We start from the raw sequence: 26,142 nt of genomic DNA, 5'->3' as shown, positions 1-26,142 counted from the left end.
CCACCGGAGCGTGCCATGCAAACCAATGAAATCCACCGCGGTCGCCTGATCGACCATATCCAGCTGGTTGTTCGCGACCTTCCCGCTAGCCAGGCGTTCTACCAAGCCGTATTCGATGCCCTGAAGGTGCCGATGGGCGGCACCGGCGACGGGTACTTCTGGGCCGATGAACTGTTCGTTTCGACCGCCGACAGCGCGGCGGCGCAAGGCCAGCTGACCGGCCGCCACCATCTGGCGTTCCAGGCGCAAGACCAGGCAATGGTCGACGCTTTCCATCAGGCGGCGTTGGCGCATGGCGGCAAGGACAATGGCGCGCCCGGCTTCCGCGATTACCACCCGGGTTACTACGGCGCATTCGTGCTGGATCCGGACGGCAACAACATCGAAGCCGTGTTCCACGGGGAGGCCCAGCGCAGTGCGCCATCGGTCAAAGTGACGTTCTGACGCCGCAGGATCTTCCGCGATAAGCGCTTGAGGCGCAAAGACTGATAAATTTGCGCTTTCACGGGTGCCGAGGGACGTTATTTCCCTTCCGGCGCCCCAGGCCGGGAAATGCCCAAGCGCATTTCCCCACTCGCGATAGATCAGAACCGATGCTGAAAAGAAAACTAACGGCTTTTGGAATGTGCGTGGCGCTGCCCCTGGGCGGTATCGCGGCCGCCCCGGCGCAGGCTCAGGCCCCTGCGCAACAGCAGGCTGCCGTGCAGCCCAGTCCGCCCGCGGAAGCGGCGGAGCGCTATGGGCCATTCGTGTACTTCCCCAGCGCGCCCAACTTGCTGATCTATCACACGGGTGTCGGCGCCAACGACATGCTGAACCTGAAAAAGGCGCTGCGTGAGCACCCCTCCATCGCCACCCTGATCCTGCAGAACAATGGCGGCGGCCTGGTGCATATCGGGCTGGTCGTGGCCGAAGAGGTCTACGAGCGCGGGCTGAACACGTACATTCCCAAAGACAGCTACTGCGCGTCCGCGTGCGCGTTCGTGTATTTTGCCGGCCGCCAGCGCCTGGCCGAAGGGCGTTTGGGCGTGCATCAGATCTCTGCGCCGGAAATGACGGGCGAGCAAGCCCAGTTCGGCGTGTCGGATATCGTCGCCACGCTGCCGAAGTACGGCGTGTCGGCGGACGTCCTGGGCATCATGTTCAGCACGCCATCCAAGGACATGTACTTCTTCACGCCGCAGGAAATCGCCAAGTACGGCATCAACCGGACTGGTCAGACGCAGGTGGCGCAGAACAGTCCGCCGCCGCGCGGCACGGCAAGCGGTCCGGTCAATGCGCCCGCGGCCACCCCCGTTCCCGTGTCGTCGCAGCAGGGGCAGCCGCCCGCGCCGGCGCCGGTTCAAACGGCGCATGCCGGCGCGGCGCCTGCCGGCGCGGCGCCCGCTGGCGCGGCGCCAGTGGCCAATCCGTACATGAAAAAGGAAACCGCGCCCGCCGCCATTTCCGACGAACAGAAGGCCATCAACGCCGCTGCGTTGATGATCCAGGCGGGCAGCGGCACGAACGAGGAATCGATGAACTTCACGCGGGAGTTCTACGCGGATACGGTCGACTACTTCAAGAAGACGCGGCCCAAGTCCGAGATCCTGGCGGATAAGGAGGCCTATTTCGCCCGCTGGCCCATCCGCCGCTTCGTGGTCGACCAAAGCACGCTGAAGGCGCAATGCAAGGACCAGATGTGCAAGGTCGTCGGCATCTACGACTACAAGGTTTCCAGCCCGGCGCGCGGCAAGACGGCCACGGGCACGTCCAACTTCACGTATGTGCTGGATCTGCGCAACCGCTACCGCATCGTGATGGAAGACAGTGAAGTCATCAGCCGCTAAGCCGGCCCCTGGAGCAGAGTGGAACGTGATGAAATCCGCATTTCCTGCAGCAAAGTGGTTGCTTCTTGCCGGCCTGTCCATGGCGTCGGGATCCGCGCTGGCGATCAACTGCGCCAAGGCCGCCACGCCGGCCGAAAAGTTGATCTGCTCGGACAAGAAGTCCCTCGCGGCCGATGCTGAACTGAATCGCGCCTACCAGGCGATTCTGAAGCAGGCGCCCGACGGCGATATCCGGGCCATGCTGGTGGCAAGCCAGAAGCGGTGGGTCGAGGCGCGCGACCAGGCGCTGGGCCACTTGACCTCCGACCCGGACGCCTTGCCCGACGACAAGACCGCCGGTGAAATCGCGCGCGACCTGATCGCCAATCGCACGGCCCAGTTCAAGGAACGCAGCAAGGGTTCCGCCACGCCGGCGATGATCGAGCGCGCCGTTCAGCAACAGCAGTTCCTGGGCCAGTTCACGGGAGGCAAGTACGCGGGCTACTGGACGTCTTGCGACATGCTGCCCCAGGACTACGGCCATTACGATTGCTTCGCAACCCGCCACTACCAGAACAACGACCGCATCTGCTCGGTGGACGAATACTGGGCTTCGGGCACGGTCTACACGAAGCGGTATGTCGCCAATCTGGTGGGCGGCAAGCCGCAGGTCGTCGCGTCCTGCTCGTTCAACAATTCAGACGAAGCGTGTGCCAGTGTCGGCGACATCCGCGCAAGATGGAACCCGCAGCCGGCGCAGCCAACGGACGTCTACGCGTCGGAACCGCTGCCGAAGATCGACGGCGAGATCGACGCGTCGGACGATTTCGACTGGGTAAAGGCCTGCCTGACCGAGCCTGCGTACCCGGCTGCCCGGTAAGGCCGTGGGGCAGAAGTCGGGCGTTCAGTCCGTCTTCCAGCCCCATTTCTTGAAGATGGCCTTGCCATCGGCCGACGCCAGATAATCCACGAAGGCTTGCGCCTGCGGATTGTTCTTGCCTTGTTTGGTCACCACCGCGCCGGCGTCGCGATAGATGCGGTACGGTTCTTCGATATCCACCACGCTGGCCAGCGTGGGATTCGACACCTGCCAGATGTTCCAGATCAGCCAGGCGTCGATACTGGTGTCTTCGGTCCACTGGGTGCGCGCCAGGGCACTGTTGGCGGCTTCCGGCAACACCAGATTGGCGCGGAAGGCGCGGACGGTCTCGATATCGCCCAGGCGGCCGGCCACGTCCTCCCACAGGCCCGTTTGCCCCGCGCCAGACACGGCCATCACCTTGATGCCCGGTTTCAGCAGGTCTTTGAAACCCCTGATGCCTTTCGGGTTGCCGGGGCGCACCAGGATCGCAGACGGGCGCAGGTACAGCGTGCGCGCATCGCGCAGGTCGAACACGCCGGGCAGGGCGCTGGCGAAGCCGCTCATCATGTTTTCGGCGCCGCTAAATAGCACGTCGGCATCCTGTTTTGCCTTGTCGGCCCAGGCGGGCGTGGGGCCGGCCGTGATGTTGACGGTGACGCCGTGCGTCTTGCCGAATGCCGCGGCGGCTTCTTTCATGGCGGGCGCCGGACCGCCGGGGCCGTACACATTCACGTCCGGCGCGGCCCAGGCGGGGGCGGCGGCCAGGCAGGCCCAGGCGAGCATGCCGCCGGTAAACGTTCTGAACGACTTCATATCCTTCACCCTCATTCAAGTGTCTTCCATCGGCGCCGCTGCGCGGCGTGCCAATGGAATAGACGCCACGGCGCGGGCGAATATTCCGCGTGTAAAGCCTGTTACTCGATGCCGTCACCGGGTGCGGGCTTTAGAATTCGTCCTTGCAGATTAGAAATGGGGCGCACGCTCCGTATTCGCAGAGAGATATCGATGGATAAGCGACAAGACCTGGAACCGCCGGCGATCCAGGAAGGCGCGGCGCACGCCGCAGGGGCGAACACGCCCGACGCCATCGCCATCACGATCGAAGCGGACCCGACGCTGGGTTACGCCTCCATTCAGAATGCGGTTCCCATCGTGCGTTCCCTGCTGCTGACCAACCGCACGCCGCAGGCTTTCGAGAGCGTCGACGTCCAACTCCGCTGCAACCCGGCCTTCGCGCAGCCCGTCAAGCTGCGTTTCGACAAGCTGGCGCCCGGCGAGATCCGCCGAGTCTCGCCGCTGGATCTGGCGCCGGACCATGCTTATGTGGCCGATCTGCAAGAGGCGGTGCGGGCCAGCATCGATGTGGCCGTTCGGTCCGGGACGCAGGAACTGGGCCAGGCCTCGCAGCCGATTTCCGTGCTGGCCTATGACCAGTGGGCCGGCACGCGGGCCTTGCCGGAACTGCTGGCCGCATTTTCGATGCCCAATAATCCGGCGGTGGATGTGCTGATCGGCAAGGCCTCGAAGCTGCTGCGCGCGCAGCACGCCGATCTGCAAATGAACGGCTATCAGTCCAAGAGCCGCGACGTGGTCTGGAAACAGGTGTCGGCCATTTACAGCACCTTGGCCGCCGAATCGCTGCATTATGCCGAGCCGCCTGCGTCTTTCGGCGTGGACGGGCAGAAGATCCGCACGCCGGACCGCATCATGGAGGCCCGCGTGGCCACCTGCCTGGACCTGGCGATGCTGTTCTCGTCCTGCCTGGAACAAGCAGGGCTGCGCCCCGTCATCCTGATGAAGGACGGCCACGCCTGGGTGGGCGTCTGGCTGCATCAAGCCTGCTTCGCCGACCCGTTGACCGATGATGTGCAGGCGGTTCGAAAACGCGTGGACAGCGGCGAGTTCCTGGTCTTTGAAACCACCGGCATCGCCCAGCACCCGAATTTCCGCCCTTCTTTGCGGCTGGCGCTGGAGCAGGGGGCCGCCCATCTGCGCGAAGAGGACACCTTCCGATATGCGATCGACGTGCATCGCGCACGCGAATTGCAGATCAAGCCGCTGCCGTCCCGGGTCGTGTCGGTGACGCCGGACGACACTCCCGAGGTGGAGCGTCCCGCTGCCATCGAGCCCACGCCCGACCTGCCGCCGCTGGACCCGGAGTTCGTCATCAGCCTGGAACCTGCCGACGACACGCCGGAAGGCCGGCTGGCCAGGTGGAAGTCGCGGTTGCTGGACCTGACGCTGCGCAACCGCCTGCTGAACTTCAAGTTGACCAAGTCCACGCTGCCGCTGGTCGTGCCGGACCTGGCCAGGCTGGAAGACGCCATCGTCGACGGCAGCGAATTCCGCATCCGGCCGTTGCCCGCCGCGCTGATGGAGGGCAACGACCCGCGCATGGCCGACGTGCACGTCAGCCGGGGCGGCCGCGCGCCGCTGGACGACATGGCGCTGGAGGCGTTGGGCAACAAGGAATTGATCGCCCGCGTCGCGCAGGAAGCGCTGGACGCCAACCTGCTGGCCATCTTCGGCGCGGCGCGCATCGGGCTGGAAGAGGGCGGCGCCAACACGCTGTATCTGGCAATGGGCATGCTGCGCTGGACGGAAAGCCCGGGTGCGGAAAGCGCCCACCTGGCGCCGCTGATCCTGGTGCCGGTGTCGTTGCAGCGCCAGTCCGTGCGCAGCGGCTTCCGCCTGGTCCGCCATGACGATGAAACCATCATCAATCCCACGTTGTTGCAGATGCTGCGCAACAACTACGAGCTGCGTATCCCGGGGCTGGACATCCTGCCCGCGGACGACAAGGGCGTGGACGTGGCGCGCGTGCTGCAGGCCTTCCGGCTGGCCGTTCGCGAGATTGCAGGCTGGGAAGTGCTGGAACAGGCGCATCTGGGCATCTTTTCCTTCACCAAGTACCTGATGTGGAAGGACTTGCAGGACCGCACCGAGCAGCTGAAAGCCAACCGCGTCGTCAAGCACCTGATCGATCATCCGGGGCAGGCGTTTGCCAAAGCCCCCTTGGACGAGCGCTTCGACCGCCTGGACGAAAGCTATAAGCCGGAGGACCTGCTGACCCCGCTGCTGTCCGACTCGTCGCAGCTGAAAGCCATCTGCGCGGTCGACGCCGGCCGCGACCTGGTGCTGGAGGGGCCGCCGGGCACCGGCAAGAGCCAGACCATCACCAACCTGATCGCCCACCTGCTGGCGCGCGGCAAGACCGTGCTGTTCGTGTCCGAGAAGATGGCCGCGCTGGAGGTCGTGCATCGCCGGCTGGCCAACATCGGGCTGGGACCGTTCTGCCTGGAATTGCATTCGTCCAAGGCGCGCAAGGCCGAAGTGCTGCAACAACTGGGCAAGGCGCTGGACCACAGCGGCCAGCGCACCAGCGACGACTGGGCGCGCGAAGCCGAGCGGCTGGCCGTGTTGCGCCAGGACCTGAACGGGCTGGTCGATGCGCTGCATCACGAACATCCCAATGGCCTGACGGTGTTCGACGCCATCGGCACGTGTATCGAGAACGCGGAGCGTGACCCGTCGCCGATGTCGTGGCCGGATGAGCAGGCGCACGAACGCAAGGACCTGGCGCAATTGCGGGAAACCGCGCGGCGCATGGCGACCTTGTCCGGCGAGCTGGGCACGCTGCATGGCCACCCGCTGGCGCACATCGGCATGGCGGAATGGAGTCCCAGTTGGCAAGACGCGCTGCTGGCGGCGGGCCAGACGCTGGATCAGGCGGTGGCCGAGTTTCAGCAGCACGTGGTCGCGGCAGGCGAGGGACTGGGCGTGCCGGCTGCCGGCCTGAGCCTGGACGCCTACGCCAAGCTGGACGGCCTGATCGACGTGCTGCTGGCCGCGCCGCAAGTCCCGGCCGGATTCGCCGCGCAGGCGCATGATCCGGCCGCCCGCTCGCAGGTGCAGGCGCTGGCACGCCACGGGCTGGCGCGCAACGCCCATTGGGCGCAAGTGGGCCCGCTGTGGCATGCACAGCTGGCCGAGCAGGATGCGAATGTGCTGAAGGCCGAATGGTTGGCGGCGTGCTCGGCATGGTGGCCGAAATCCATCTTCGCCAAAGGCGGTATCCGCAAGCGCCTGGCGGCGTATCGCGTGGATGCCCAGCGCCCCGACGACGCGGCGATCAGCGCGGTGCTGGCGCCGCTGGCGTCGGTCAATGCCGAAGACCGCGAACTGGCCGTCTTGAAGGCCGATGCCCAGCGTCTGCTGCAGGACGCCTACACGGGCCTAAGCACGGATTGGGAACAGGTGCAGCGCCACGAACAGTGGGCGCAGCGCTTCGCCGATGCCGTCACGCTGGTGGCGGGCGACCCTGCCGCCGCGTCCGGCCTGGGCACGCGGCTGCAACCGCTGGTGGGCGAAAATCGCGCGCTGCTGCAACCGGGGGCGGCGTTGGGCAAGCGCTTGCTGGATACCCGCAACGCATGGCGCGTCCTGCAGGACAGGCTTGCCGAGATCGATGCGCTAGCCAAGCCGACCGAGGCGTTGGCGGGCAGAGCGGATGCCAATGGCGCGCTGGAACGGATTCAGTCCGTTCTGGCCGGCTGGCGCCATAACAAGCAGTTCCTGATGCCTTGGTGCGTGTGGCGCGAGGCCCGCGAACAGGCGGTCGGCGCGCAACTGCAAGGGCTGGTTGCATCGTTGGAACAAGGCCGCGTTCCGCTTGCGCAGGTGGAAGCGCATTTTGAATTCAGCTACCGCCTGTGGTGGGTGAAGAAAGTCATCGACCATTCGCCCGTGTTGCGGTCGTTTTCCAGCGCCGACCACGAACGCAAGATTCGCGAATTCCGCGATGCCGACGATCGGTTCCAGAAGCTGACGTCGGCCTATATCGCTGCCGTGCTGGCGGGCAAGGTGCCCGCCGGCAACGGTATCCTGGTCAGCCCCGACAGCGAACTGGGCCTGCTGCGCCGCGAATTGCAAAAGAAGGCCCGCCACGTCCCGGTGCGGCAGCTGATGCAGCGCCTGCCGTCGTTGCTGCCGAAATTGAAGCCCTGCCTGTTGATGTCGCCCTTGTCCGTGGCGCAATACCTGGACGCCGGCCATTCGCAGTTCGACGTTGTCGTCTTCGACGAGGCATCGCAGATCCCGGTGTGGGATTCCGTCGGCGCAATCGCGCGCGGCCAGCAACTGGTGGTGGTAGGCGACACGAAGCAGCTGCCACCCACCAGCTTCTTCAGCAAATCCGCGCCCGAAGAAGATGGCGCAGGCGATGACGGTCAGGTCGAAGACCTGGAGAGCATCCTGGACGAGTGCCTGGGCGCCGATATGAACCGGCTGCGCCTGCAATGGCATTACCGCAGCAAGCATGAAAGCCTGATCACCTTCAGCAACGTCACCTACTACGATTCGCAGCTGATCACGTTCCCGTCGCCCGTCACCGATGATGTGGCCGTGCGCCTGGAGAAGGTGGCCGGCGTCTACGACCGGGGCGGCAGCCGCACCAACCGGCGCGAAGCCGAAGCCATCGTGCAGGGCATCGAACAGCATTATCTGGACAAGTCGCGCCGCCGCCAGACCCTGGGCGTGGTCACGTTCAACCAGCCTCAGCAATCGCTGATCGAAACCCTGCTGGATGCGCGCCGCCGCGCGAATGCCGAACTGGACAAGGCGATTTCCGCCCAGTCGCGCGAGCCCCTGTTCATCAAGAACCTGGAAAACGTGCAGGGCGACGAGCGTGATGTCATCTATTTCTCGATCACCTTCGGCCCGGATGCGGCGGGCAAGATGACGATGAACTTTGGGCCGCTGAATGGCGAAGGCGGGCACCGCCGCCTGAACGTCGCGATTTCCCGGGCGCGTGAGGGCGTGGTGATCTACAGCACGTTGATGCCCGAGCAGATCGACCTGTCACGCGTTCGCGCCACTGGCGTGCGCGACTTGAAGCACTATCTGGAATTCGCATTGAAGGGCCCGCGCGCCCTGGTCGAGCAGTCGCTGCCGACCGGACGCGAACCCGACAGCCCGTTCGAAACCCAGGTCATCAAGGTGCTGCGCAATCACGGCTGGACCGTGCACCCGCAGGTTGGGTGTTCGGGATACCGGATCGATATGGGCGTGGTGGATCCGCGCGCGCCGGGCCGGTATCTGATGGGGATCGAATGCGACGGCCGCGCCTACCACTCCGGCGCCACGGCGCGCGACCGCGATCGTTTGCGGCAGGTGGTGCTGGAAGGCCTGGGATGGCGCCTGCACCGGGTCTGGTCAACCGATTGGTGGATCAACCCCGAACGCGAAGTGCAGAAGATCCTGGCCCGACTGAACGCGGAGCTGGAACGCCAGGCAGACGACGCGCCTGAGGCGGAAGCCGACGTGGACGCCGAAGCGCAGGGCGAAGTGCAGACCGAAGCGGAAATGTCGCAGGATGCGGTCCCGGCCAGCGCGCCGGGGGCGGGCGCCGGCCGCGGCGTGCCGTTCGAGATCACGACGGAAGAGGGCGCCTGGGCGGCCGAAAACGGCGCGTCGGCATCCTCCGGCTTGTCAGGCAGCCTGCCTGTGTACACGTTGGCGTCCCTGGACGGCGGTGATGCCGAGGCGTTCTACAGCCGCGCCAACAACAGCCAGGTGGCCGAGCAGTTGCGTGTCGTGATCGAAACCGAAGGCCCGGTCGCCGAAACCGTGCTGCACCGCAGGGTGGCGCGGGCGTGGGGGCTGGAACGGACCGGCGTCCGGATTGTCGAGCGCCTGCGCACCTTGACGCCGATGGACGTCGGGCAGACCGAGGAAGGGGACGCCACCTTCTATTGGCCCGGGGGCGTGAAGCCTGAAGAATGGAAGGGTTTTCGCAGTGCCGGCGATGATGACGCCACCCGCCGCCGCATTGACGATGTGTGCGTCCAGGAGTTGGCCAACGGCGTCTTGCACGTGCTGGCCATGGCCGGCAACGCACCCAAGGCAGACGTGATCAAGTCGGTGTGCCGCATGTTGGGAATGGCGCGGACGTTGGCGGATGCGGAAGCCCGGGTCGGGATGGCGGTGTCCCGCCTGGTGCAGCAGGGCCTGGTGCGGGAAGAAATGGGAATGCTGCGCACGGCATAGAGGACGGGGGATGGTGTCAGACTGTAAACGTCCACTGTCGCCCAGCAGCCTGCCCGCCAGAGTCGCGATTGTCGCCTTGGCAGGAGGGCATCGGCGTTTTCTGCTGGCGCCGCCGTCGCCTTTTCCCGGCATCGCGTCTGGCAAGGTTTTGAAACGGTCTAGGGGCCCGTCATCCCATTTCGTCCATAGCGTGAACGTAGAATGCCGCTTGTCATCAGTGCCATCCGGCTTACAGGAACGAACCATGAAAAAAATAATCCTTCTTGCGTCCGCATGCGCCGCGCTGCTTCAGGCTTGCGCTCCGGTTACCCCTCCCAGCGAAGGATCGTCTTCCATGCCCACTCCTACCGCCACGTCGCCCGCCAGCCCATTGACCCTGCCCGCGTACCACTGGCGTCTGGCATCCGCCAGCGACGCGTCGGGCAAGCCGATCACCACGTTGCAGAAAGGGATCGAGCATCAGTTGCGCCTGACGTTCTCGGATGACGCCCTGAATATCCGTGGCGGCTGCAACGCGCAATTCGGCGGGTACACCTACAAGAATGGCGTGCTGCATGTGAACAACCTGGCATCAACGATGAAGGCTTGCGAACAGAGCCTGATGCAGCTGGATGCAGAGGTCAATCAACGCGTGAAGGGAGACCTGCGCGCAACGCTGTCCGGGGACACCGCCGAGCCTGCCTTGGAACTGGTGGCGCAGGACGGCAGCGTCCTGAAGTTCGTCGGCGAGCCGACGCCCGAGACGCTTTATGGCAGCGCGGGTGAAACCATGTTCCTGGAAGTGGCCGCCAAGAAAGCGGAATGCAGCCACCCGATGATCCCGAACTACCAGTGCCTGATGGTGCGCGAACGCCGCTATAACGACGCGGGCGTGCAGCAGCCGGCGCAGGAAAAGTGGCATCCGCTGTATCAGTCGATCGAAGGCTTCGAACACAAGGACGGCGTGCGTACCGTGCTGCGCGTGAAGCGCTACGACTGGAAAAACCCGCCCGCCGATGCGCCCTCGAAGGTGTACGTGCTTGATATGGTGGTGGAGCAGGACGCTTCGGGGAAGTAAAGACGGCCGACGCCGGATAAGCGTCGCCGTTTCCGTCCTGCGGCCATGCCCGGATCAAGACCGGGCAGGCGGGCGTCGTGTGCGGGCGCGAAGGTCCTCGCGCACGGCAACATAATTGCGATAGCGGGAAAAGTCCTTGTTGGCGAATGCCAAATATAGGCCCGTCGCCACCATGAAACCGCTGAAAACGAACACGTACAGCAGGCGGTCGGGAGCGTCTTGCAGCAGCCCGAGTCCCAGGTACAGATTGAGGGCGCCGAACCCCAGCAGCAACGCCATCAAGATCCAGCGCGCCCACGCGCTACCGTGGTAAAGCCACGCCAGCAAAAGCCCGGGCAGCAGCAGCTTCTTCAACACCGAGAATTCGCCTTGCAGCAGGGACACGATTTCGTAGCTTAGGGCGGCCAGCGTCCCGGCCAAGACGATGAACCAGAAACGCCGTTCGCTGGGCTGTCGGCGATCGGAGCTTCGGGAGTCGGTAAGGGTTCTTTGGGACATGCATTCTCCTGAATGAAAAAAGTGGGCTGCGACGCCGTCCTTGAATCGCAGCCCGGTAGGGGTTAATCGGCCCGTCTTCTCAGTTTCCCGATGGCCGCAGCGTCAGCGTATCCGCGCGTTCGCTATCCACCTTGGCTCGGCTGAAGGCCATGGGGAAGTACTTCGCCGTGGCCCAATCCTTGAGCAGATCCTGGTAATACGGGCTGCGCGGATCCGCGGACTGCCCCGGCACGTTCTGCACGCGTGAGTTGTCCCAGTCGGCCACATCAATCACCTGGCGGTACGACGACCCGCTGATCTGGCGGAAATCGCTCTTGCGGAACGTGGCGCGATGCACCGTGTCGTTGTCGCCGCCCACCGGATAGCGCGGCGTGCCGTACGCCTTTGCGGTGTCGGGCGGCAGCAGGCTTGCCAGGCTGTGCTCGAACTGGATGTGATGCAGCTTGCCCCATTGCCACTGGGTCGAATCCGTTCCCAGCTTGGCGCGCAGCTTCTGCACCCCATCGGCCAGCGCCTGCAGCAGCAGCGCGTCCCGGCCCTGTTCCGGCCGGGGGCCGAAAGCGGCGTCGGGCGTGGCCAGCTTTTCCAGCGTCTTGCGGGTAGACAGTTCGCCGAAGGTCTCGCGTCCGTTCGCCGGCACGTAGAGGTCCGTCACGCGCTTGACCACTTCGGGCAGCCAGAAGGCGTAGACCGAGGCCGCCCGCGATTCGGTGTCCATGCGCGAATCCCAGTCTTTCAGCAGGCCCAGCGCGTCATTCAAGGCCGGGTCGGCGGCGTTCAGCGACTTGGCGTAAGCCGTCAACGTGCGTGCGGGGATCGATAGGTTGTCGTATTGCAGATCCTGGGATTGCTGCACCGTCAGCCCACGGCCTTCCGCCAGCACTTCGCGGATGCGCTGGACCCGGTAGGGTTCGGCCCAGGTGCGTCCCGACATGTCCTTGTGCGCGAAGTCGGCGGGCAGGTTGTATTCGTTGGCCGTCGCCACGTAGCCTTCCGGCGGGTTGTAGGCACGAGGCAGCGCGCTACCCGGCAGGATGCCGCGCCACTCGAAATCGCCATTGCCCGGCACGGGCAACATGCCCGACCAGTCGCCGCGCGGACGGATCGGCGCGATGCTGCCGCCAAACCAGCCGATGTTGCCGTCCACGTCGGCGTACACCATGTTCTCGCTGGGCGTGTAGTGCTTTTCCATGCCGGCGACGAACTCGTTCCAGTTCTGCGCCTGGTTCAGGCGCAAGCTGGCCAGGTAGGCTGCCGTGCCGGGATATTCCAGGTAGGCGGCGCGCAAGGCGTAGGCCTTGTGGCGAATCCGGTCTTCGTGGATGACCGGACCGTGGCGCGTGAACTTCAGGTTGCGAACGGCGGGCGCCGCGCCGCGCACGGGGATGGACTCGTCGACGTGGCGCATTTTTTCCCAACGGCCCTGGTAGCGGTATTCGTCGGGTTGGGCCGGGTTGGTGTCATAGACGTAGAGATCCTCTTCGTCGCCGAAGGCAAAGATCGTCAGCCCGAACGCGATGCGGTCGTTGTGGCCCATGGAGACGCCCGGCAACGCGGGTTCGCCGGCGCCGATCACATTCCAGCCCGGCGCGTTCAGATGCACCATGTAGCGCAGCGACGGCATGGTGATGGAGCGGTGCGGGTCGCCTGCCAGGATGGGTTTGCCGGTGGCAGTGCGTTGGCCGCCTAGCGTCCAGTTATTGCTTTCATAGCGGGTCGCCATCGGATCGAAATCCGGATCCAGCGATGCCAGCCTGCCTTCGGACAGCGCGCTGGCGAGCGTGGCGCGTTGATCGGCGGCAAGCGGACTGCGCGGGAAGTCGGCCGCGACGAACTTCTGTCCATCACGCGCCAGGGCGTAATTGGCCAGGATGGTCTTGTCGATCTGACGCACGTCCAGCCCCGCCGGCACCTGTAAGGCCAGCGGCGGCTCGAACGTGCTCAACCCCTGCACGTTGTTCAATCCCAAGGCGGCGACTTTCTGCGCCATTTTGACTTCTTCGTTCAGGTTGCGGGTCAGCCCGTAGATGCGGATCAGCGAGGTCTCCGGGCTCCAGTAACCGGGCTCGGTGCCGGTCAGTTTGAATTCCGGCGGCAATTGCTCGGGGTTGGCCTTGACCCAGTTCACATAGGCGTTGATGCCATTGGCGAACGCAGTCAGGATGGCCCGGCCTTCGGGATGGTAGCTGGCGAACTCCGCCTGCATGTCGCCGCGGAAGAGGAACAGGCGCGCGGCGCGGTCCTGTTCGATGAAGCGTGGGCCGAATTGCTCGGCCATTTTGCCTTCGCCCTGGCGGCGCCACAGGTCCAACTGCCATAAGCGGTCGCGCGCGGCGCTGAAGCCTTGGGCGAAGAACAGGTCGTTCTGGTTCTGGGCGTAAATGTGCGATACGCCGTGCTTGTCCCGGACGATCTCCACGGGCTGGGACAGTCCCGCCATATCGATCGTGTCTTTCTTGCCGCCGGGCGCGGCGCAGCCGGCCACGACGACGATCAGCCCGCTCGCCAGCAATGCGGCGATCCTGCGATAAAGAATACGCATGGCTCCTCCTTCCGGTTTATTGCTTTTATATCGGCCTGCAGGCCCCGGAGCGTCGTGCCGCCGGGCAGTCTCGCAAGCCAGCAATACAACTAAATCACGCGAGGCGGAACAGGTGTTTCATTTGATGAAATATGAGTGGGCTTGTAACGTCGCAAGCCTTGCGTCGGCCCCTGCAAGATGCCGCGCGTCGCGATTCGGAGCGGCTTGGGCACCGAGCGAGGCGGTTGTGGGGGCGGCCGACGATCTTGCAGTCTGATACGTTTATCAAATGGCGGGGAAGCCGAAGGCCGACGTTCATGCCGCCGATCTGGCCAGCAATGACAAGGCGTCGGCCAGCGAAAGCACGGTCGTGCGCGACTCGAATGCCGTCGCAAAAAGGTGTTCGTGCACTACCGGGTCGGGGTCGTAGCAGCAATCCTTGACGGTCATCAGCCGGAAATCGGCATCGCTGCCATACGCCACCGACGACAGCACGACGCCGGTCGAGGCGATGCCCGCCATCATCAGCGTATCGATGCCCTGCGCCGACAGCCGGACCTGCAGATCGGTGCCGTGGAACACGCTGGCGCGGTGCGCGATGATGAGCGGTTCGCTGGCTTGCCGGCCAAGCGCGGGTGATAGGTCGTCGCCGAGAAAAAGGCCCATCTGCTTGATCCCTTGCCCGTTCTTGTTCAATGGGCTGACCTCGGGATAGCCAGGGCTGAACCGGATGTTGGCGAAATAGACGCTGACGCCGTTTTGCCGGGCCGCATCGCACAGGCGGCGCGTGTTGGACACCAGGGCAGGGGCGACCGACGGGAAAAGTTCAAGGATGTCGGTCTGGTAATGCATGACCAGCAGCGCGGTCCGCGCGGGGATGATCGCCGGCGGCCGGTGGCCTGCGTCTTCTGCCGTGGCGAGATTGCCCGAGGCGGGTTGCGAGGGCTTCGGATCGGCGTTTCCTGGTTCCATGGAGGGCGGCATGGGCGGTGGGCGGTGGGATCGACAAATGAATCTACCATGGCCTTCGCGGGGCAGGCCATCAGGCCCATTCACTAGGCTTCGGCGCACCGCACGCTGGCCCGGCCTGATGTGGCAGGGTATCCTGCCGCGATACTCTCCGGATGTTCTCGACTTGCACCTTGTGCCACTGGTTCCCATGCCCCTTGACGACCTTGCCGCTGCGCTTTCCACCCCGATTTTGACGCCGGACGATCTGGATTCCCTGGAGCAGTTCTTCAACCGTCCCGAAGTCCGCGCCTTCTACGCGCATGCGCAAGACCCGGCCCACACCGCTGCCTGCCTTCGGGCCTGCGCCGATCTGCTTGCCCGGCTTCATCCCAATCGCGCGTCGGCCCTGGCGCTGATGTGCGGGTCGCTGGTTGAAGACGACGCAGATCCCGCCATCCTGTTTCCCACCCTGCAATCACTGTTGCGGCAATGGCTGGAGACCCTGCGCCCCTATTGCGCGCAGGAGGTGGAAGACGACGACGAGGAAGTCGAAGCGGCCGATCGTCAGGCCTGGACGGACGCGCAGGCGGCACTGGCGGATATGCCGGACGACCGGCGCTGGCAGATCGAAGCCCTGCATCAAGCCGTGGACGTGCTCGTCTTGCCCATGATGACGATGCTGATGCGCGACCAAGGCAATCATCATGCCTTTGTGTCCGACACGGCGTTGATGGCCTTGTTGCACCCGATGGCCACCCACAACGACAGCTTGCCGTTCGAGCAACTGCATTATTTGTGGATGGCGGCGCAAGTCAGCTACGAAGACGAACTGGTGGTGCTGCTGCCGGCGTCCCGATCAGGCTTCGTGGCGCGCGCCCACGCCGTCAACAACACTTTCCACGCGTTCACGCTGCTGCAGATCATCATTGGCGAACACGCGGAAGAATTGGGCGTCAAGCGGGAGATCGCGCTGCGTCAGCCCGAGATGGAGCGGGATACCGCCGACTTCCAGTGGTTGCAGGTCGGCGCGTATTCCGGGGGCGAACTGGTCCAGCCGATGTTGTGGGCGTGGGGCGAAGCGGCGCTGCGCCACAACATGGCCAAGCATGGCAAGCGCGTGCTGATCGCGCTTGAGACGGAAGCGGGCACCCAGCGCAATTGGTCGGGGTTCAACGGCATCATCCACGATGCGCAGCAGCCGTCGATGACCTTCACGCGCTACCTGACGGCCGACGAGGTGGCGTCGTACCTGGCTTGACCGGGGACGCCTGTTTGACGCGCGGCTTCAGCGTGTCGAGCATCGCGTAAGCCGCGCACGGGGGCTGACGCCGGGTTATCGTGCAGCCACTACCACTTGCCCTGGTTCTGCGGCTGTGGCGGCATCGACGAGGCGCCCGGCCTGACCGTATCCACGTACTTCCGATAGCTGGCAACGTACTCCGGGCTGTTGATGTCCGGGGTGTTGTCGCTATTCCAGTTTCTTTCCACGCCCGAGTTCTTCCAGGCGGCCAGGTCGCGCATGACGTCATCGCGGCTGAGGGTGATATTGGGTTCCGGGGCGGCGGTAGCGGGGGCGGCGGCTTGTTGCGCGACGGCGGGGCCGGACAGCACGGCGCAGGCCGCCAGCGCGACGAGCGCGAAGGCGCGGAACGAGAGGGCAGTCTTCATGAAATGCTCCTTGACGACAGTGATCGCGGCGTTGGATCCCGGTGTCTTCGCGGGCCCGCGGAAGTGCGGGCTTGAGCGAGGGCAGCCGCGTGACCGGAGGGTCCCTCCTCCCTTGGCTTCGGGTTCATGGTAGGGCCGCATGGGGGGGCGCCACATACTCAATATTGGGTACGCCGATGGCTTGCGCAGGGGGGAGACCGGCCCGAAGTCAGGTCGGGCGCCGGGCGCGGCATGGCCGCAGGCGAGCCCTCCGCCTACAGCAGGGACGCCAGGCGGACCAGTTCGGACTGGCGGTGGCATTCCATCTTGCTGAGCAGCGACGCCACTTGCTTGCGCACGGTCAGCACCGACGCGCCACGCAACGTGGCCACTTCCTCCACGCTGTGGCCTGCGGCCAGCCCCGCCAGCACGGCGGCCTCGGCGGGGGTGATGGCGAAGACGGATTTCAGCTTGGCCACGTCGGGCATGGCGAAGGCGCTTTTACGGCGCATGCGCAGCAGCATCATGGGCCCGCGGATCTGGCCAAGGGCGGCGGGGGCGGCGCTGATGTCGATCCAGAAGACCTCGCCCCAACTGGCCGTTGTCGCCAGCGAGCGCATCTGCCTGTCGCGCGAGACGGCGGCGCAATAGGCCTCGAACAAGCGCTGCATCTTGGCGTTGGCATGGCGCAACGTGCCGTCCCGTACCGCCCAGCCGTGGCCGTCGTCCAGATAGCGCATCGCCAATGCGGACATCTTGTCGACCGCGGATTCCTTGCCGATCAGCAACACGGCTTCGCCGAGGCCGGAGAAGGCGCTGTCGATGGATTGCCAGCCGGCGGACAAGGCCTGCTGGCGCAAGGCACGTCTGCTGTGCCGGGCGACGCCGCCGGTATCGGCCAACGCGTGCGGGGTGCGCAGGGTGTCTTGCCACGGCGGGTTGGAATCGGCCAGGGCGGGTGCGGCGCCGGTGGCAGGGCGTACGGCAATCTGAGGGTCGGCCATGATGTGCCTCCAACGCTGGTTCAAACGTAAGCGCGGCTACGTGTCGCAGGTGGTGGGTGGGGCCCAGGGGGAAATTATGCGCGTGAATGGGTGATCCGGGAGGAATCCCTGTCCATTGGACGCAAGGAAAACGGCATATCTGCCCGCCATGGGGCAGCCGTACCGGGGCATCTGCTTCAGGGCGTCTGCATGGCTGCCCGCCAGACGTCCAGGAAATGCCGTTTTTTCAACGGATCCAGATACACCAGCAACCCGACGCCCAGCGCCATGGGGCGCACGCCGGCCGCCGGGACGACCGAGGCATTGACTGGCCGCATGCCGGACTGCTTGGCCAGCATTTCCTGGCCCCGGGGCGACAGCAGATAATCCAGCAGCAGCGCGCCCAGGTCGCCGCGAGGCGCCTGTTTCGGAATGATCGCCGAGCGCGACAGCATCAACGTGTAGTCCTGCGGATAGATGATCGCCAGCGGCGCGCCCTGGTCGATACGGTGCCGCGTATAGGACTCCAGCAGGTTATAGGCCAGCGTGATGTCGCCGCGCTCCAGTTTGTCCAGCGCATCCTCGGTGGACTCGTGGACGGACACGCCGTTGCGGCCGAAGGCTGCCAGCAATGCGCCGGCCATGCTGTCCAGGCGCGTGTCCTGCGTGGCGGCCAGGTAGCCGATGCCGCTGCCCTGCACGTCGTAAGTCGAAATCCGGTCCGCCAGCGGCCGGTCGGGCGCTTGCAGCAGCGACAGCAGTTCACGGCGGGTGTGCGGCACGCGCGCGGCGGCAAGCCGACGCGTGTTGTAGACCATGACGATAGGATCGGTGCCGATGCTGAAAACCTCGTCGCGCCAGTTGGCCCAGGCCGGCAGCGAACGGGTCTCGGGCGATACGTGCGTCTGCGCGTAGCCGTCGTTCACCAGCTTGGTCTGCAAGTCCATGGCGCTGCTGATGACCAGATCGGGGCCGCTCTTGACGGCAGGCCGTGCGGCGCGCTCGACGGTGTCGCGATAGAGCTGTTGCGTGGACAGTTCGGTGTATTCCAGCCGGATGCCGGGATTCAGTGCGCTGAAGTCCTCCAGTACGCCGCGAAAGACCTGCACGCTGTTGGAAGCGTGCAAGATCAGCACGTTCTTGCTGTCGGCCGGGCCCAGTGTCAGGCCGCCGCCGCTGACCTCGGCGGCGTGTCCCGTCGCGGCAGGCAGCAAGGCAAGCAGCAGAGCGGCCATCGCGCCGGCGGCGCGGATCACGGACAGGACGCTACGCATCATGGGGGGCGGCTTTCAATGTCATGATGGCATCCAGGCCGCCGCCCACGCGGTTGCTCAGGCTGAGCCTGCCCTGGTGGACGTCGACGACGCGCTTGATGATCGACAATCCCAGGCCGGCGCCGGGCGTGCGGGGGTTCGGCCCACGAGCGAAGCGCTCAAACGCGGTGTTGGCCAGCGCTGGCGGAATGCCCGGCCCCTGGTCCGATACCGTGATGCGCCAATTGCCGTCGTCGGCGTCCAGCCGGATGTCGATGTGCCCGTGTTCGTTGCTGCCGTGGCGCAGGGCGTTGTCGATCAGGTTCTTGAAGGCTTCGCGCAGCATCAGGCTATCGCCCAGTACCAGGGGCGGCCTGGCGTCGGCAGATTGCGGCAGGCGCAGCCGGACGTCCGGTTGTGGGTCGGCTTGCGGCACGGTGTCATGCACGGCCTGGCTGAGCAGGTCGGCCACGTTCACGGGCTGGAACTGCTTGACGTTGCTGCGGTGAATGACGCTGGCGTCGCTAAGCAGCTGATTGACCAGCCGCGACAGTTTTTCGGCATTGCGCAGCACGGCCACCAGGCTGCGGCGTTGCTCGGCCGGATCCTCTTCGTCCAGCGCCACTTCCATCTGCGCGTGCAACGCGGCTAGCGGCGTGCGCAATTGATGCGCGGCTTCGGCGATGAAAAGGCGCAGCGTGTCCAGGTTGTCCGCCAGGCGCGCCATGAAGCCGTCCAGCGAGTGCACCAGGGTGTCCAGCTCTTCGGGCACCGGCGCGGTGATGGGATGCAGGTCGGAGGCGTTGCGGGCGGCCAGTTCACGTTCGATGCGCTGGATGGGGAACAGGGACCGTTGCAGGCCCCAGTACGCCAGGGCCAGCGCCGCGGCCGTGAACCCGATCAGCGCCAGGGTGCCCTGCCAGAGGATATTTTCGGCCAGTGCATTGCGGGCCTCGCGCGTTTGCGCCACCTGGATGACGGCGGATTCGGCGCTGTGGGGGCCCGCCACCTTGCGCTCCATCCAGGCGATGCGCACCGGCCCGCCCTGATAGGCCGCGGTGTAGAGCTGGCGCGAATCGTCGGGCGGGGGCGGCAGGTCGGCATAGCCGGAGATCAGCGCGCCGCTGCCGGTGGCCACGCGGTAGAACACGCGATCGCGCGGCGCCTGTTCCAGCAGCGCCAGGGCGGCGTAGGGCATGTCCATCTGCCATTTGCCCTGCACCAGTTGCAGGCTGTCGGCCATGGAAAGCACCGATGCGCGCAGCAGCTGGTCATAAGTGGTGTCGGCGGTTTGATGCGCATAGCCGCGCACCAGCAGGTACAGCGCGCCCAGGCCGACGGCGAACAGCGTCATCAGCATGGCCAGCAGGCGGCGGCGGACGGAGATGCGGCCGTGCTGCACGGGTCAGGCCCGGGGCGGGGGCGGCGCGCCGCTGTCCGCGTCGTCGGTGGCGGTCAGCAGATAACCCGTGCCGCGCTGCGTTTCGATGCGTAGCGGCGACCCTTCCAGCTTGCGACGCAGACGGGCGATGTAGACCTCGATGGCGTTGGGGGCGGCGTCGTCGTCGAAGGCGAACAGCTTGTTGGCGATTTCCGTTTTACTGACGGCGCGGTTCATGCCGGCCAGCAGAATTTCCAGCAGGCTGTACTCGCGCTTGGGCAGGTCGATGCGTTGACCGGCCAGGGTGACCTGGCGGGCGGCGCTATCGATGGTCAAGTCGCCAAAACGTTGCACGCCGGCTGCCTGGGCGAGCGGCCGGCGCAGCAGCGCGCGGCAGCGGGCTTCCAGCTCGCGGAAGTCAAAGGGCTTGGCCAGATAATCGTCGGCCCCGGTATCCAGGGCATGGACGCGATCTTCGATGTCGATGCGGGCGGTCAGGGCCAGCACTGGCGTCTTGCTGCCCCGGTCGCGCAGGCGATGCAGGATGTCGAACCCGGACATGCGGGGCAGCCCGATGTCCAGGATGACAAGGTCGAAGGTCTCGTATTGCAGCACGCCGTCGGCGCTGAGCCCGTCTTTCTGCAAATCCACGGCATGGCCGAGACGGCGCAGCCGGCGGACGATGGCGTCGGCCAGATCCTCGTCGTCTTCGATTACCAGGATGCGCATCGGCCGATTGTAAAGCCCCGTGCGTGCCCGGGGCTTCGCGGGCGCGCCTGCACGAAAACGACAGGTTCCAGACAGCTTTTCTTCCTAGTCTTGCGCACCTGCTTCCCCCGCCGGAAGCAGCGCCACACATAACAATGACTAGTCGGAGATACCCCTCATGCTTCTGACCCTGCTTGGCTTCGGCATGGTGATCACGTTCATGACGCTGATCATGACCAAGCGCCTGTCGCCCTTGGTCGCCCTTATCCTTGTCCCCATTATTTTTGCGTTGCTGGGCGGCTTCGGCGCCGGTATCGACAAGATGATGCTGGACGGCATCCGCAAGATCGCGCCCACCGGTGTGATGCTGATGTTCGCGATCCTGTATTTCGGGGTGATGATCGACGCAGGCCTGTTCGACCCCATCGTGGGCCGCATCCTGCGCGCGGTGAAGGGCGATCCGCTGAAAATCGTGGTCGGTACCACCGTGCTGGCGCTGGTGATCTCGCTGGACGGTGACGGCTCGACGACCTATATGATCGTGGTGGCCTCGATGCTGCCGCTGTACCGCCGCTTGAAAATGAACGCGCTGTCCATGACCTGCCTGGCGATGCTGGCCAGCGGCGTCATGAACCTGACACCGTGGGGCGGGCCGACGGCGCGCGCCGCCAGCGCCTTGCACGTGGATGCGGGCGATATCTTCGTGCCGCTGGTGCCGGTGATGGGCGTGGCCATCGTTTCGATCCTGGTCCTGGCGTTCTTCCTGGGCTTGCGCGAGCGCCGCCGCCTGGGCGTGCTGTCGTTGCCGCAGGGCGCGTCGTTGCATGCCGGCTACGACGAAGACGGTCCCAAGAATCTGCCCGAGATCGAAGTCGACCACGACCTGCGCCGCCCCAAGCTGCTGTGGGTGAACGCCGGGCTGACGCTGGCGCTGATGGTCAGCCTGGTGATGGGCATTCTGCCGTTGCCGGTGCTGTTCATGATCGCTTTCGCGGTTGCGCTGATCATCAACTATCCAAACCTGGCCGAGCAGCGCCGCCGCGTCGCGCAACACGCGGGCAACGTGCTGTCGGTGGTGTCGTTGATTTTCGCCGCGGGCATCTTCACGGGCATCCTGTCGGGCACGGGCATGGTCGAGGCCATGTCGCGCAGCCTGCTTGCCGTGATTCCGGACGCGATGGGACCGTATCTGGCCGGCATCACCGCCCTGGTCAGCCTGCCGTTCACGTTCTTCATGTCCAACGACGCGTTCTACTTCGGAGTGTTGCCCATCCTGAGCGAAGCCGCGCAGGGCTACGGCATTTCGCCCGTCGAGATGGCGCGCGCGTCGCTCATCGGCCAGCCGGTGCATTTGCTGAGCCCCCTGGTGCCGTCGACGTACCTGCTGGTTGGCTTGGCAGGCGTGGAATTCGGCGACCACCAGCGCTACGCGCTGAAGTGGGCCACGATGGTCTGCATGGTGATGCTGGCGGCCGCGCTGGCGTTCGGCCTGTTCCCGCTGGTCGGGGCGGTGGGTTGATCCGCGGCGCCTGCCGCACTTTCATAAAGGAACGTTCATGGCTTTGCGCATTGCTTATGTCACCAGTGGAATGGGCCATACGGGCACCGCGATCTGCCAGGCGCTACACCAGGCCGGGCACCGCGTGGTGGCCGGCTGCGGCCCGCGTTCGTCGCGCCGCGACGCGTGGCTGAAGGAACAGCAATCCCTGGGCTACGACTTCATCGCGTCGGAAGGGGATGCAACCGACTGGGCGTCGACCGAGGCGGCGTTCGCGAAGGTCCGCCGCGAAGTCGGCGAGATCGATGTGCTGGTCAATAATGCCGGATCGATGCTGGACATGCGCTTTCGCCAGATGGCGTATGCAGACTGGTCGGCCGTGTTGCGCAGCAATCTGGACACCTTGTTCAACAGCACCAAGCAGGTCGTTGACAGCATGGCCGACCGCGGCTGGGGCCGCATCATCAACATCGGATCGGTCGCGGCCGAAAAAGGCCAGATCGGCCAGATCAACTACGCCACCGCCAAGGGCGCGGTGATCGGCTTCACGCGGTCATTGGCGCAGGAAGTGGCGGCGCGCGGCGTGACGGTGAACCTGGTGTCGCCCGGCTTCATCGCGGACGATACCGTGAAGGCTTTCCCGCCCGCGCTGTTGGACCGCATCATCGAAAGCGTGCCCGTGGGGCGGTTGGGCACCGCCCGCGACCTGGCCGGGTTGTGCGCCTGGCTGGCGTCCGACGAGGCGGCCTTCGTGACGGGCGCCAACTACGCCATCAACGGTGGCGTGTACATGAGCTGACGGGCAGGCGCCTAGCGCGCGCGGCTTTTCAGGAAGTCCGGGATGGAGGCGGCGGTGCGCTTGCAGTCCGCCAGCCACTCCACACGCCATTCGGTGATGCGCTCGGTGGTGTAATGCTCGAAGACGCCCGGCGACGGTTCGTTGATGGACTCGAACTGCCGGACCAGCACCAGCGGCTGCTCCGCGCCCGGCGTCTCGTTCGAGCATTCCGCCGCGTCCTCGAACGTGGCGAACGCATAGTAATAGTCGTCGCCATCGTGCAAGTCCTCGCCACCCGCATGCGGGTGCACCCACACGCGGTATTCCAACACGTCATCGTAGAAATAGCCGCCGCCGGATTTGGTCAGGGCAGGGTATTCGCCAACCTGGTCGGGGCTGATGGCGATGGGGTAGGGGGAAGTGGTCATTGCGTCAAGGTCAGGCTGGTGTTGAAGGTGGGAGTGAAATGCAGGCCAATACCTTAGCCGATCATTGCTGGCTTAGCGCGTTAGCGCCAGATGGGCGATGTATCCAGACCGGCTTTCTCCCGCGGCGCGCGCCTTTGCGTCGATCCTGGCGAGGATGCGGCGAGGCAAGGTAATGTTGACGCGTTCGATGGTGTCGTCCATCACCGCAGGGTCGATTTCAACGATTGCCCAGATCCAGCCAGCAAACTCCGGATTGGCTTGATGAACGTGAATGCGGCCCGGCGGCGGTACGGGTTCGCCGCTATCCAATGCAGACTCGATCCAGAGTCCGATCGCTTCCTTGGCGTTCTCGATGGCATCATCAATGCCTGAGTCGGCACCGGAAAAGCAACCGGACAGATCCGGGACAACAACGCCCCAGGCCTGCGTTTCGCTGCCGGGTTCTATGGCGATGGGATATTTCATTAGTTTCCTTGGTAGGCCAAGCGCGGGCTGTCCGGCGTTGGTGGCAGCGCGTCTAAAAAAAGGGAGGGGCAGATGCGGCGAATTATCGGACCCAGCGACGGCGCGATCGAGGACAGCCGCCGCCATCGAACCGGCGCTTTCCCAGAACCCAGCACGCGAAAAATCAGTCGTCTACGTGCATTGCCACAGTTGCCCGCTGACGCGGCAGCCGGCGCACCAGAAGGTGTAGTTGCAGCCGCCGCTGCCCCACAACCATTCGCCGCCGTCGGCCTGCGGCAATCCGGAATCCAGTTGCATGACGAAGGCCATGTCCTGTTGGCAGTCGGGGCAGGCCGGGTAGTCGGGGGATTGCACCCAGCTGGGTGCGCCGCCGACGCGGCTGAGGTTCTGGCGGCCGTTTGATTCGCCCCAATCCTGGCAGGCCCAGCGGCCGGGGGCGGCAAAGAGCTGGACTTCGGCGTCTTGCAACGCGTTGGCGACGACCTCGGGACGCAAGGGGTCGTCGCGCTGCTGGACCGGGTGCGCGCTGGCGACGCCGTCGGCGTCGTGCCGATAGAACATCGGGCCGTCGCTTTCCCAACCTTGGCAAGACAGGCAGGTGGCGAATTCGATCGGGCCGCTGCCGCCGATGCCTGCGAGGGCGGGCTTCTGCACGGACAGCAATCGATGCAACGGAGCATGGCAGAGTCCGCAGGTGCTGGCCAGCACGCCGCCCATGCGCGCTTGCGTGACGGGCGGCGTGCCGGGGTTCCAGGTGGGATGGGCCTTCTGGATGTCGCGTCGCCAGGCGGGTTGGCTCGCCAGCATGGGCTTGCGCTGTGCGGCGCTGAATCCGATGTGCAAGGGGGATTCCGTGTGCAGTGAACGCAAGCCGTCCGCCTGTCTGGCATAGCCGGCAAGCATCAGCCAGGAGCGGGCAGCGGGATCCGATGCGTCGGGAAACAAGCGCGCCCAGGCATGCAGCACGGCGTTCGGCCGTCGAGAGCGAAGCAGGGCGATGGCGCGCGCGCGGCCCAGCGTTCCTTCACTGATGTCCGGTTCCAGCCCGGCGCGCCATGCGTCGATCGTCGCGTCGTCCAGCGCGCGCCAGGCTTGGCCATCCAGGTATTCCGGTCCGCCGTCGCCGGTGTGCACGGCGGCAAGCAGGCGTTCCCAGTGGCCGGCAAAGGCATCGGGGTATTGCAGGGCAGCGGAATCCAGCACCGCGGACAGGATGTCCGAACGGACGCCTTGCATCGCGCGCTGCCATGCCTGGGTGACCGTCGCCGCGTAGGCGTCGTCGTCCATGAGGTCGAGCGCGGCATCGATGAACGTGGCGTTGTCGAGCGAGCGGTCCAGCGCTTGCGCGACCAGTTCGCCCAGCGCCTTCGGGTCTTCAAGGCGCAACCGCAGCGTCTGCGCCATCGGGTCGTTGTTCTTCCACCCCAGGCGTGCAAACGCGTCCAGGATTGCGGTGGGGTCTTGCATGGGCGGGCCCTGAAAATTTTCAGGGGGACAGTATCCCATGCGGGTGAGGCGGGCGGTTTACCGCCCCAGCTTCATCGACACATCCGTATGCGTGCCGCGGTCCAGGTCGGCGCCAAGGGGCTGATCCCAATCGGGCAGGTTCAGCAGTTCCTTGTTGATTTCGCCGGCTTCGATGCGGCGGGCAATGTCGTCCAGCAGCAAGGTGCGCGTGGCGAAGCCCTTGCCTTGAAGGTCACTGGCGAACAGGCGGTATGCCAGGTCGGGTTCAGCGCCTTTCATGACGCCCAGGTCCAGGATCCGGCCCTGTTCATTGCGCATCAGCAGATGCCCGGGGCGGGCATAGATGCGGTAGATGCGCCACGGCGACGAGATGGCCGCGTGGTCGCGCTGTACCGTGCGCTTGGGTTCACCGCCACCGCCACGCGGTGACGGCGATGCGGGGGGAAGCAACTTCACGCACGCATTCGCGAATTTGGCGATCGACCTTCTGAAAGCGCTCACGCGTGTTCCGCAGTCAGCGCGCGCGCCATTGTCGTGAAACGCAAGGTTCGGCGCGTGCACGGGGGGGTATTGAGGGGGGTGGGCATGACCATACTCCTGTATGGCGATACGGCGAGGCAACGCGCGTTCAAGCACCATCGCTTCAGGATACGCGCTTTATCACGCGCGCGTATGCAAATGCGGCAGCCGTTACGCAATAAGTAAATCCCCGGTGCGCATGCGGGCCGCGATGGGCGCATTTACGGTGAATTAACGATCAAAAGGCACCAGAATAACTATTTGGTGGTAA

Annotated in this window: 21 protein-coding genes; 8 read left to right on the top strand and 13 right to left on the bottom strand. The window is 65.3% G+C overall.

Translation table 11 applies throughout. From position 1 onward, the window contains the following. Positions 1-15: 15 nt before the first annotated feature. The 3 genes from CQ050_RS02360 to CQ050_RS02350 all read left to right on the top strand — a co-directional run bounded on the left by CQ050_RS02360 (position 16) and on the right by CQ050_RS02350 (position 2,688). Positions 16-444, top strand: a complete 429-nt coding sequence (locus CQ050_RS02360; RefSeq protein WP_105555219.1) for a VOC family protein — start codon at positions 16-18, stop codon at positions 442-444. Between the two features lie 179 nt (positions 445-623). Further along, positions 624-1,829: a hypothetical protein gene (locus CQ050_RS02355; RefSeq protein WP_105555218.1), complete on the top strand. Its 1,206-nt coding sequence runs from the start codon at positions 624-626 to the stop codon at positions 1,827-1,829. A 28-nt stretch (positions 1,830-1,857) separates the two neighbouring features. Beyond that, positions 1,858-2,688: a lysozyme inhibitor LprI family protein gene (locus tag CQ050_RS02350; RefSeq protein ID WP_105555217.1), complete on the top strand. Its 831-nt coding sequence runs from the start codon at positions 1,858-1,860 to the stop codon at positions 2,686-2,688. 24 nt (positions 2,689-2,712) lie between these two features. Here CQ050_RS02350 and CQ050_RS02345 read toward each other — a convergent pair whose 3' ends face one another. Further along, positions 2,713-3,483: an extracellular solute-binding protein gene (locus CQ050_RS02345; RefSeq protein ID WP_233213775.1), complete on the bottom strand. Its 771-nt coding sequence runs from the start codon at positions 3,481-3,483 to the stop codon at positions 2,713-2,715. A 192-nt stretch (positions 3,484-3,675) separates the two neighbouring features. Between CQ050_RS02345 and CQ050_RS02340 the strand changes: the two genes are divergently transcribed. Together CQ050_RS02340 and CQ050_RS02335 are read left to right on the top strand one after the other, a co-directional pair. Continuing rightward, positions 3,676-9,717, top strand: a complete 6,042-nt coding sequence (locus tag CQ050_RS02340; protein WP_105555215.1) for a DUF3320 domain-containing protein — start codon at positions 3,676-3,678, stop codon at positions 9,715-9,717. Between the two features lie 334 nt (positions 9,718-10,051). After that, positions 10,052-10,774, top strand: coding sequence for an META and DUF4377 domain-containing protein (locus tag CQ050_RS02335; RefSeq protein WP_199196716.1), 723 nt, complete (start codon positions 10,052-10,054; stop codon positions 10,772-10,774). A 54-nt stretch (positions 10,775-10,828) separates the two neighbouring features. On the opposite strand, the gene CQ050_RS02330 is transcribed toward CQ050_RS02335, so the two are convergent. The 3 genes from CQ050_RS02330 to CQ050_RS02320 form a co-directional block, all read right to left on the bottom strand. Next, complete coding sequence (locus CQ050_RS02330) at positions 10,829-11,272, bottom strand: hypothetical protein (protein ID WP_105555213.1); 444 nt, start codon at positions 11,270-11,272, stop codon at positions 10,829-10,831. Between the two features lie 79 nt (positions 11,273-11,351). Continuing rightward, positions 11,352-13,814: a penicillin acylase family protein gene (locus CQ050_RS02325; RefSeq protein ID WP_105555212.1), complete on the bottom strand. Its 2,463-nt coding sequence runs from the start codon at positions 13,812-13,814 to the stop codon at positions 11,352-11,354. Positions 13,815-14,108: 294 nt separating this feature from the next. Beyond that, on the bottom strand, positions 14,109-14,765 hold the full coding sequence (locus tag CQ050_RS02320) for an isochorismatase family cysteine hydrolase (RefSeq protein ID WP_255410144.1): 657 nt from the start codon (positions 14,763-14,765) through the stop codon (positions 14,109-14,111). Positions 14,766-14,952: 187 nt separating this feature from the next. On the opposite strand from CQ050_RS02320, the gene CQ050_RS02315 reads away from it, so the two are divergent. Further along, complete coding sequence (locus CQ050_RS02315; RefSeq protein WP_105555210.1) at positions 14,953-16,002, top strand: hypothetical protein; 1,050 nt, start codon at positions 14,953-14,955, stop codon at positions 16,000-16,002. An 89-nt stretch (positions 16,003-16,091) separates the two neighbouring features. Here CQ050_RS02315 and CQ050_RS02310 read toward each other — a convergent pair whose 3' ends face one another. The 5 genes from CQ050_RS02310 to CQ050_RS02290 form a co-directional block, all read right to left on the bottom strand. Next, on the bottom strand, positions 16,092-16,412 hold the full coding sequence (locus tag CQ050_RS02310; RefSeq protein ID WP_105555209.1) for a hypothetical protein: 321 nt from the start codon (positions 16,410-16,412) through the stop codon (positions 16,092-16,094). Between the two features lie 254 nt (positions 16,413-16,666). Continuing rightward, complete coding sequence (locus tag CQ050_RS02305) at positions 16,667-17,395, bottom strand: LuxR C-terminal-related transcriptional regulator (protein ID WP_105555208.1); 729 nt, start codon at positions 17,393-17,395, stop codon at positions 16,667-16,669. A 176-nt stretch (positions 17,396-17,571) separates the two neighbouring features. Continuing rightward, positions 17,572-18,651, bottom strand: coding sequence for an ABC transporter substrate-binding protein (locus tag CQ050_RS02300; RefSeq protein WP_105555207.1), 1,080 nt, complete (start codon positions 18,649-18,651; stop codon positions 17,572-17,574). Continuing rightward, positions 18,641-20,029: a sensor histidine kinase gene (locus CQ050_RS02295; protein ID WP_199196715.1), complete on the bottom strand. Its 1,389-nt coding sequence runs from the start codon at positions 20,027-20,029 to the stop codon at positions 18,641-18,643. Before CQ050_RS02295 ends, CQ050_RS02300 begins: the two co-directional genes overlap by 11 nt. A gap of 3 nt (positions 20,030-20,032) precedes the next feature. After that, positions 20,033-20,737 (bottom strand): response regulator transcription factor, encoded by a 705-nt coding sequence (locus tag CQ050_RS02290; protein WP_105555206.1) that lies wholly within the window; start codon positions 20,735-20,737, stop codon positions 20,033-20,035. A 157-nt stretch (positions 20,738-20,894) separates the two neighbouring features. Here CQ050_RS02290 and CQ050_RS02285 point away from each other — a divergent pair, with 157 nt between their 5' ends. Both CQ050_RS02285 and CQ050_RS02280 read left to right on the top strand, forming a co-directional pair. Continuing rightward, positions 20,895-22,235 carry a CitMHS family transporter gene (locus CQ050_RS02285; protein ID WP_105555205.1) on the top strand — a complete coding sequence of 447 codons (1,341 nt, stop codon included), beginning with the start codon at positions 20,895-20,897 and terminating at the stop codon, positions 22,233-22,235. A gap of 37 nt (positions 22,236-22,272) precedes the next feature. Further along, the gene (locus tag CQ050_RS02280) at positions 22,273-23,013 is read left to right on the top strand and encodes an SDR family oxidoreductase (RefSeq protein WP_105555204.1); all 741 of its coding nucleotides are present in this window, start codon (positions 22,273-22,275) and stop codon (positions 23,011-23,013) included. An 11-nt stretch (positions 23,014-23,024) separates the two neighbouring features. Here the strand turns inward: CQ050_RS02280 and CQ050_RS02275 are convergent, their stop codons facing one another. The 4 genes from CQ050_RS02275 to CQ050_RS02260 all read right to left on the bottom strand — a co-directional run bounded on the left by CQ050_RS02275 (position 23,025) and on the right by CQ050_RS02260 (position 25,853). Further along, positions 23,025-23,420, bottom strand: a complete 396-nt coding sequence (locus CQ050_RS02275) for a GCN5 family acetyltransferase (protein WP_105555203.1) — start codon at positions 23,418-23,420, stop codon at positions 23,025-23,027. 72 nt (positions 23,421-23,492) lie between these two features. Next, entirely contained in the window at positions 23,493-23,885 is a 393-nt protein-coding gene (locus CQ050_RS02270; RefSeq protein WP_105555202.1) for a type II toxin-antitoxin system HicB family antitoxin, read from the bottom strand. A gap of 171 nt (positions 23,886-24,056) precedes the next feature. After that, on the bottom strand, positions 24,057-25,352 hold the full coding sequence (locus CQ050_RS02265; RefSeq protein WP_105555201.1) for a hypothetical protein: 1,296 nt from the start codon (positions 25,350-25,352) through the stop codon (positions 24,057-24,059). 57 nt (positions 25,353-25,409) lie between these two features. Beyond that, on the bottom strand, positions 25,410-25,853 hold the full coding sequence (locus CQ050_RS02260) for a hypothetical protein (RefSeq protein ID WP_105555200.1): 444 nt from the start codon (positions 25,851-25,853) through the stop codon (positions 25,410-25,412). Positions 25,854-26,142: the final 289 nt, after the last annotated feature.

Origin of the sequence: Achromobacter sp. MYb9, from assembly GCF_002975275.1 — a bacterium.
Classification (GTDB): domain Bacteria; phylum Pseudomonadota; class Gammaproteobacteria; order Burkholderiales; family Burkholderiaceae_B; genus Achromobacter.
The sequence above is the reverse complement of the archived record's forward strand: the minus strand, read 5'-3'. Positions and strand labels throughout refer to the sequence as shown.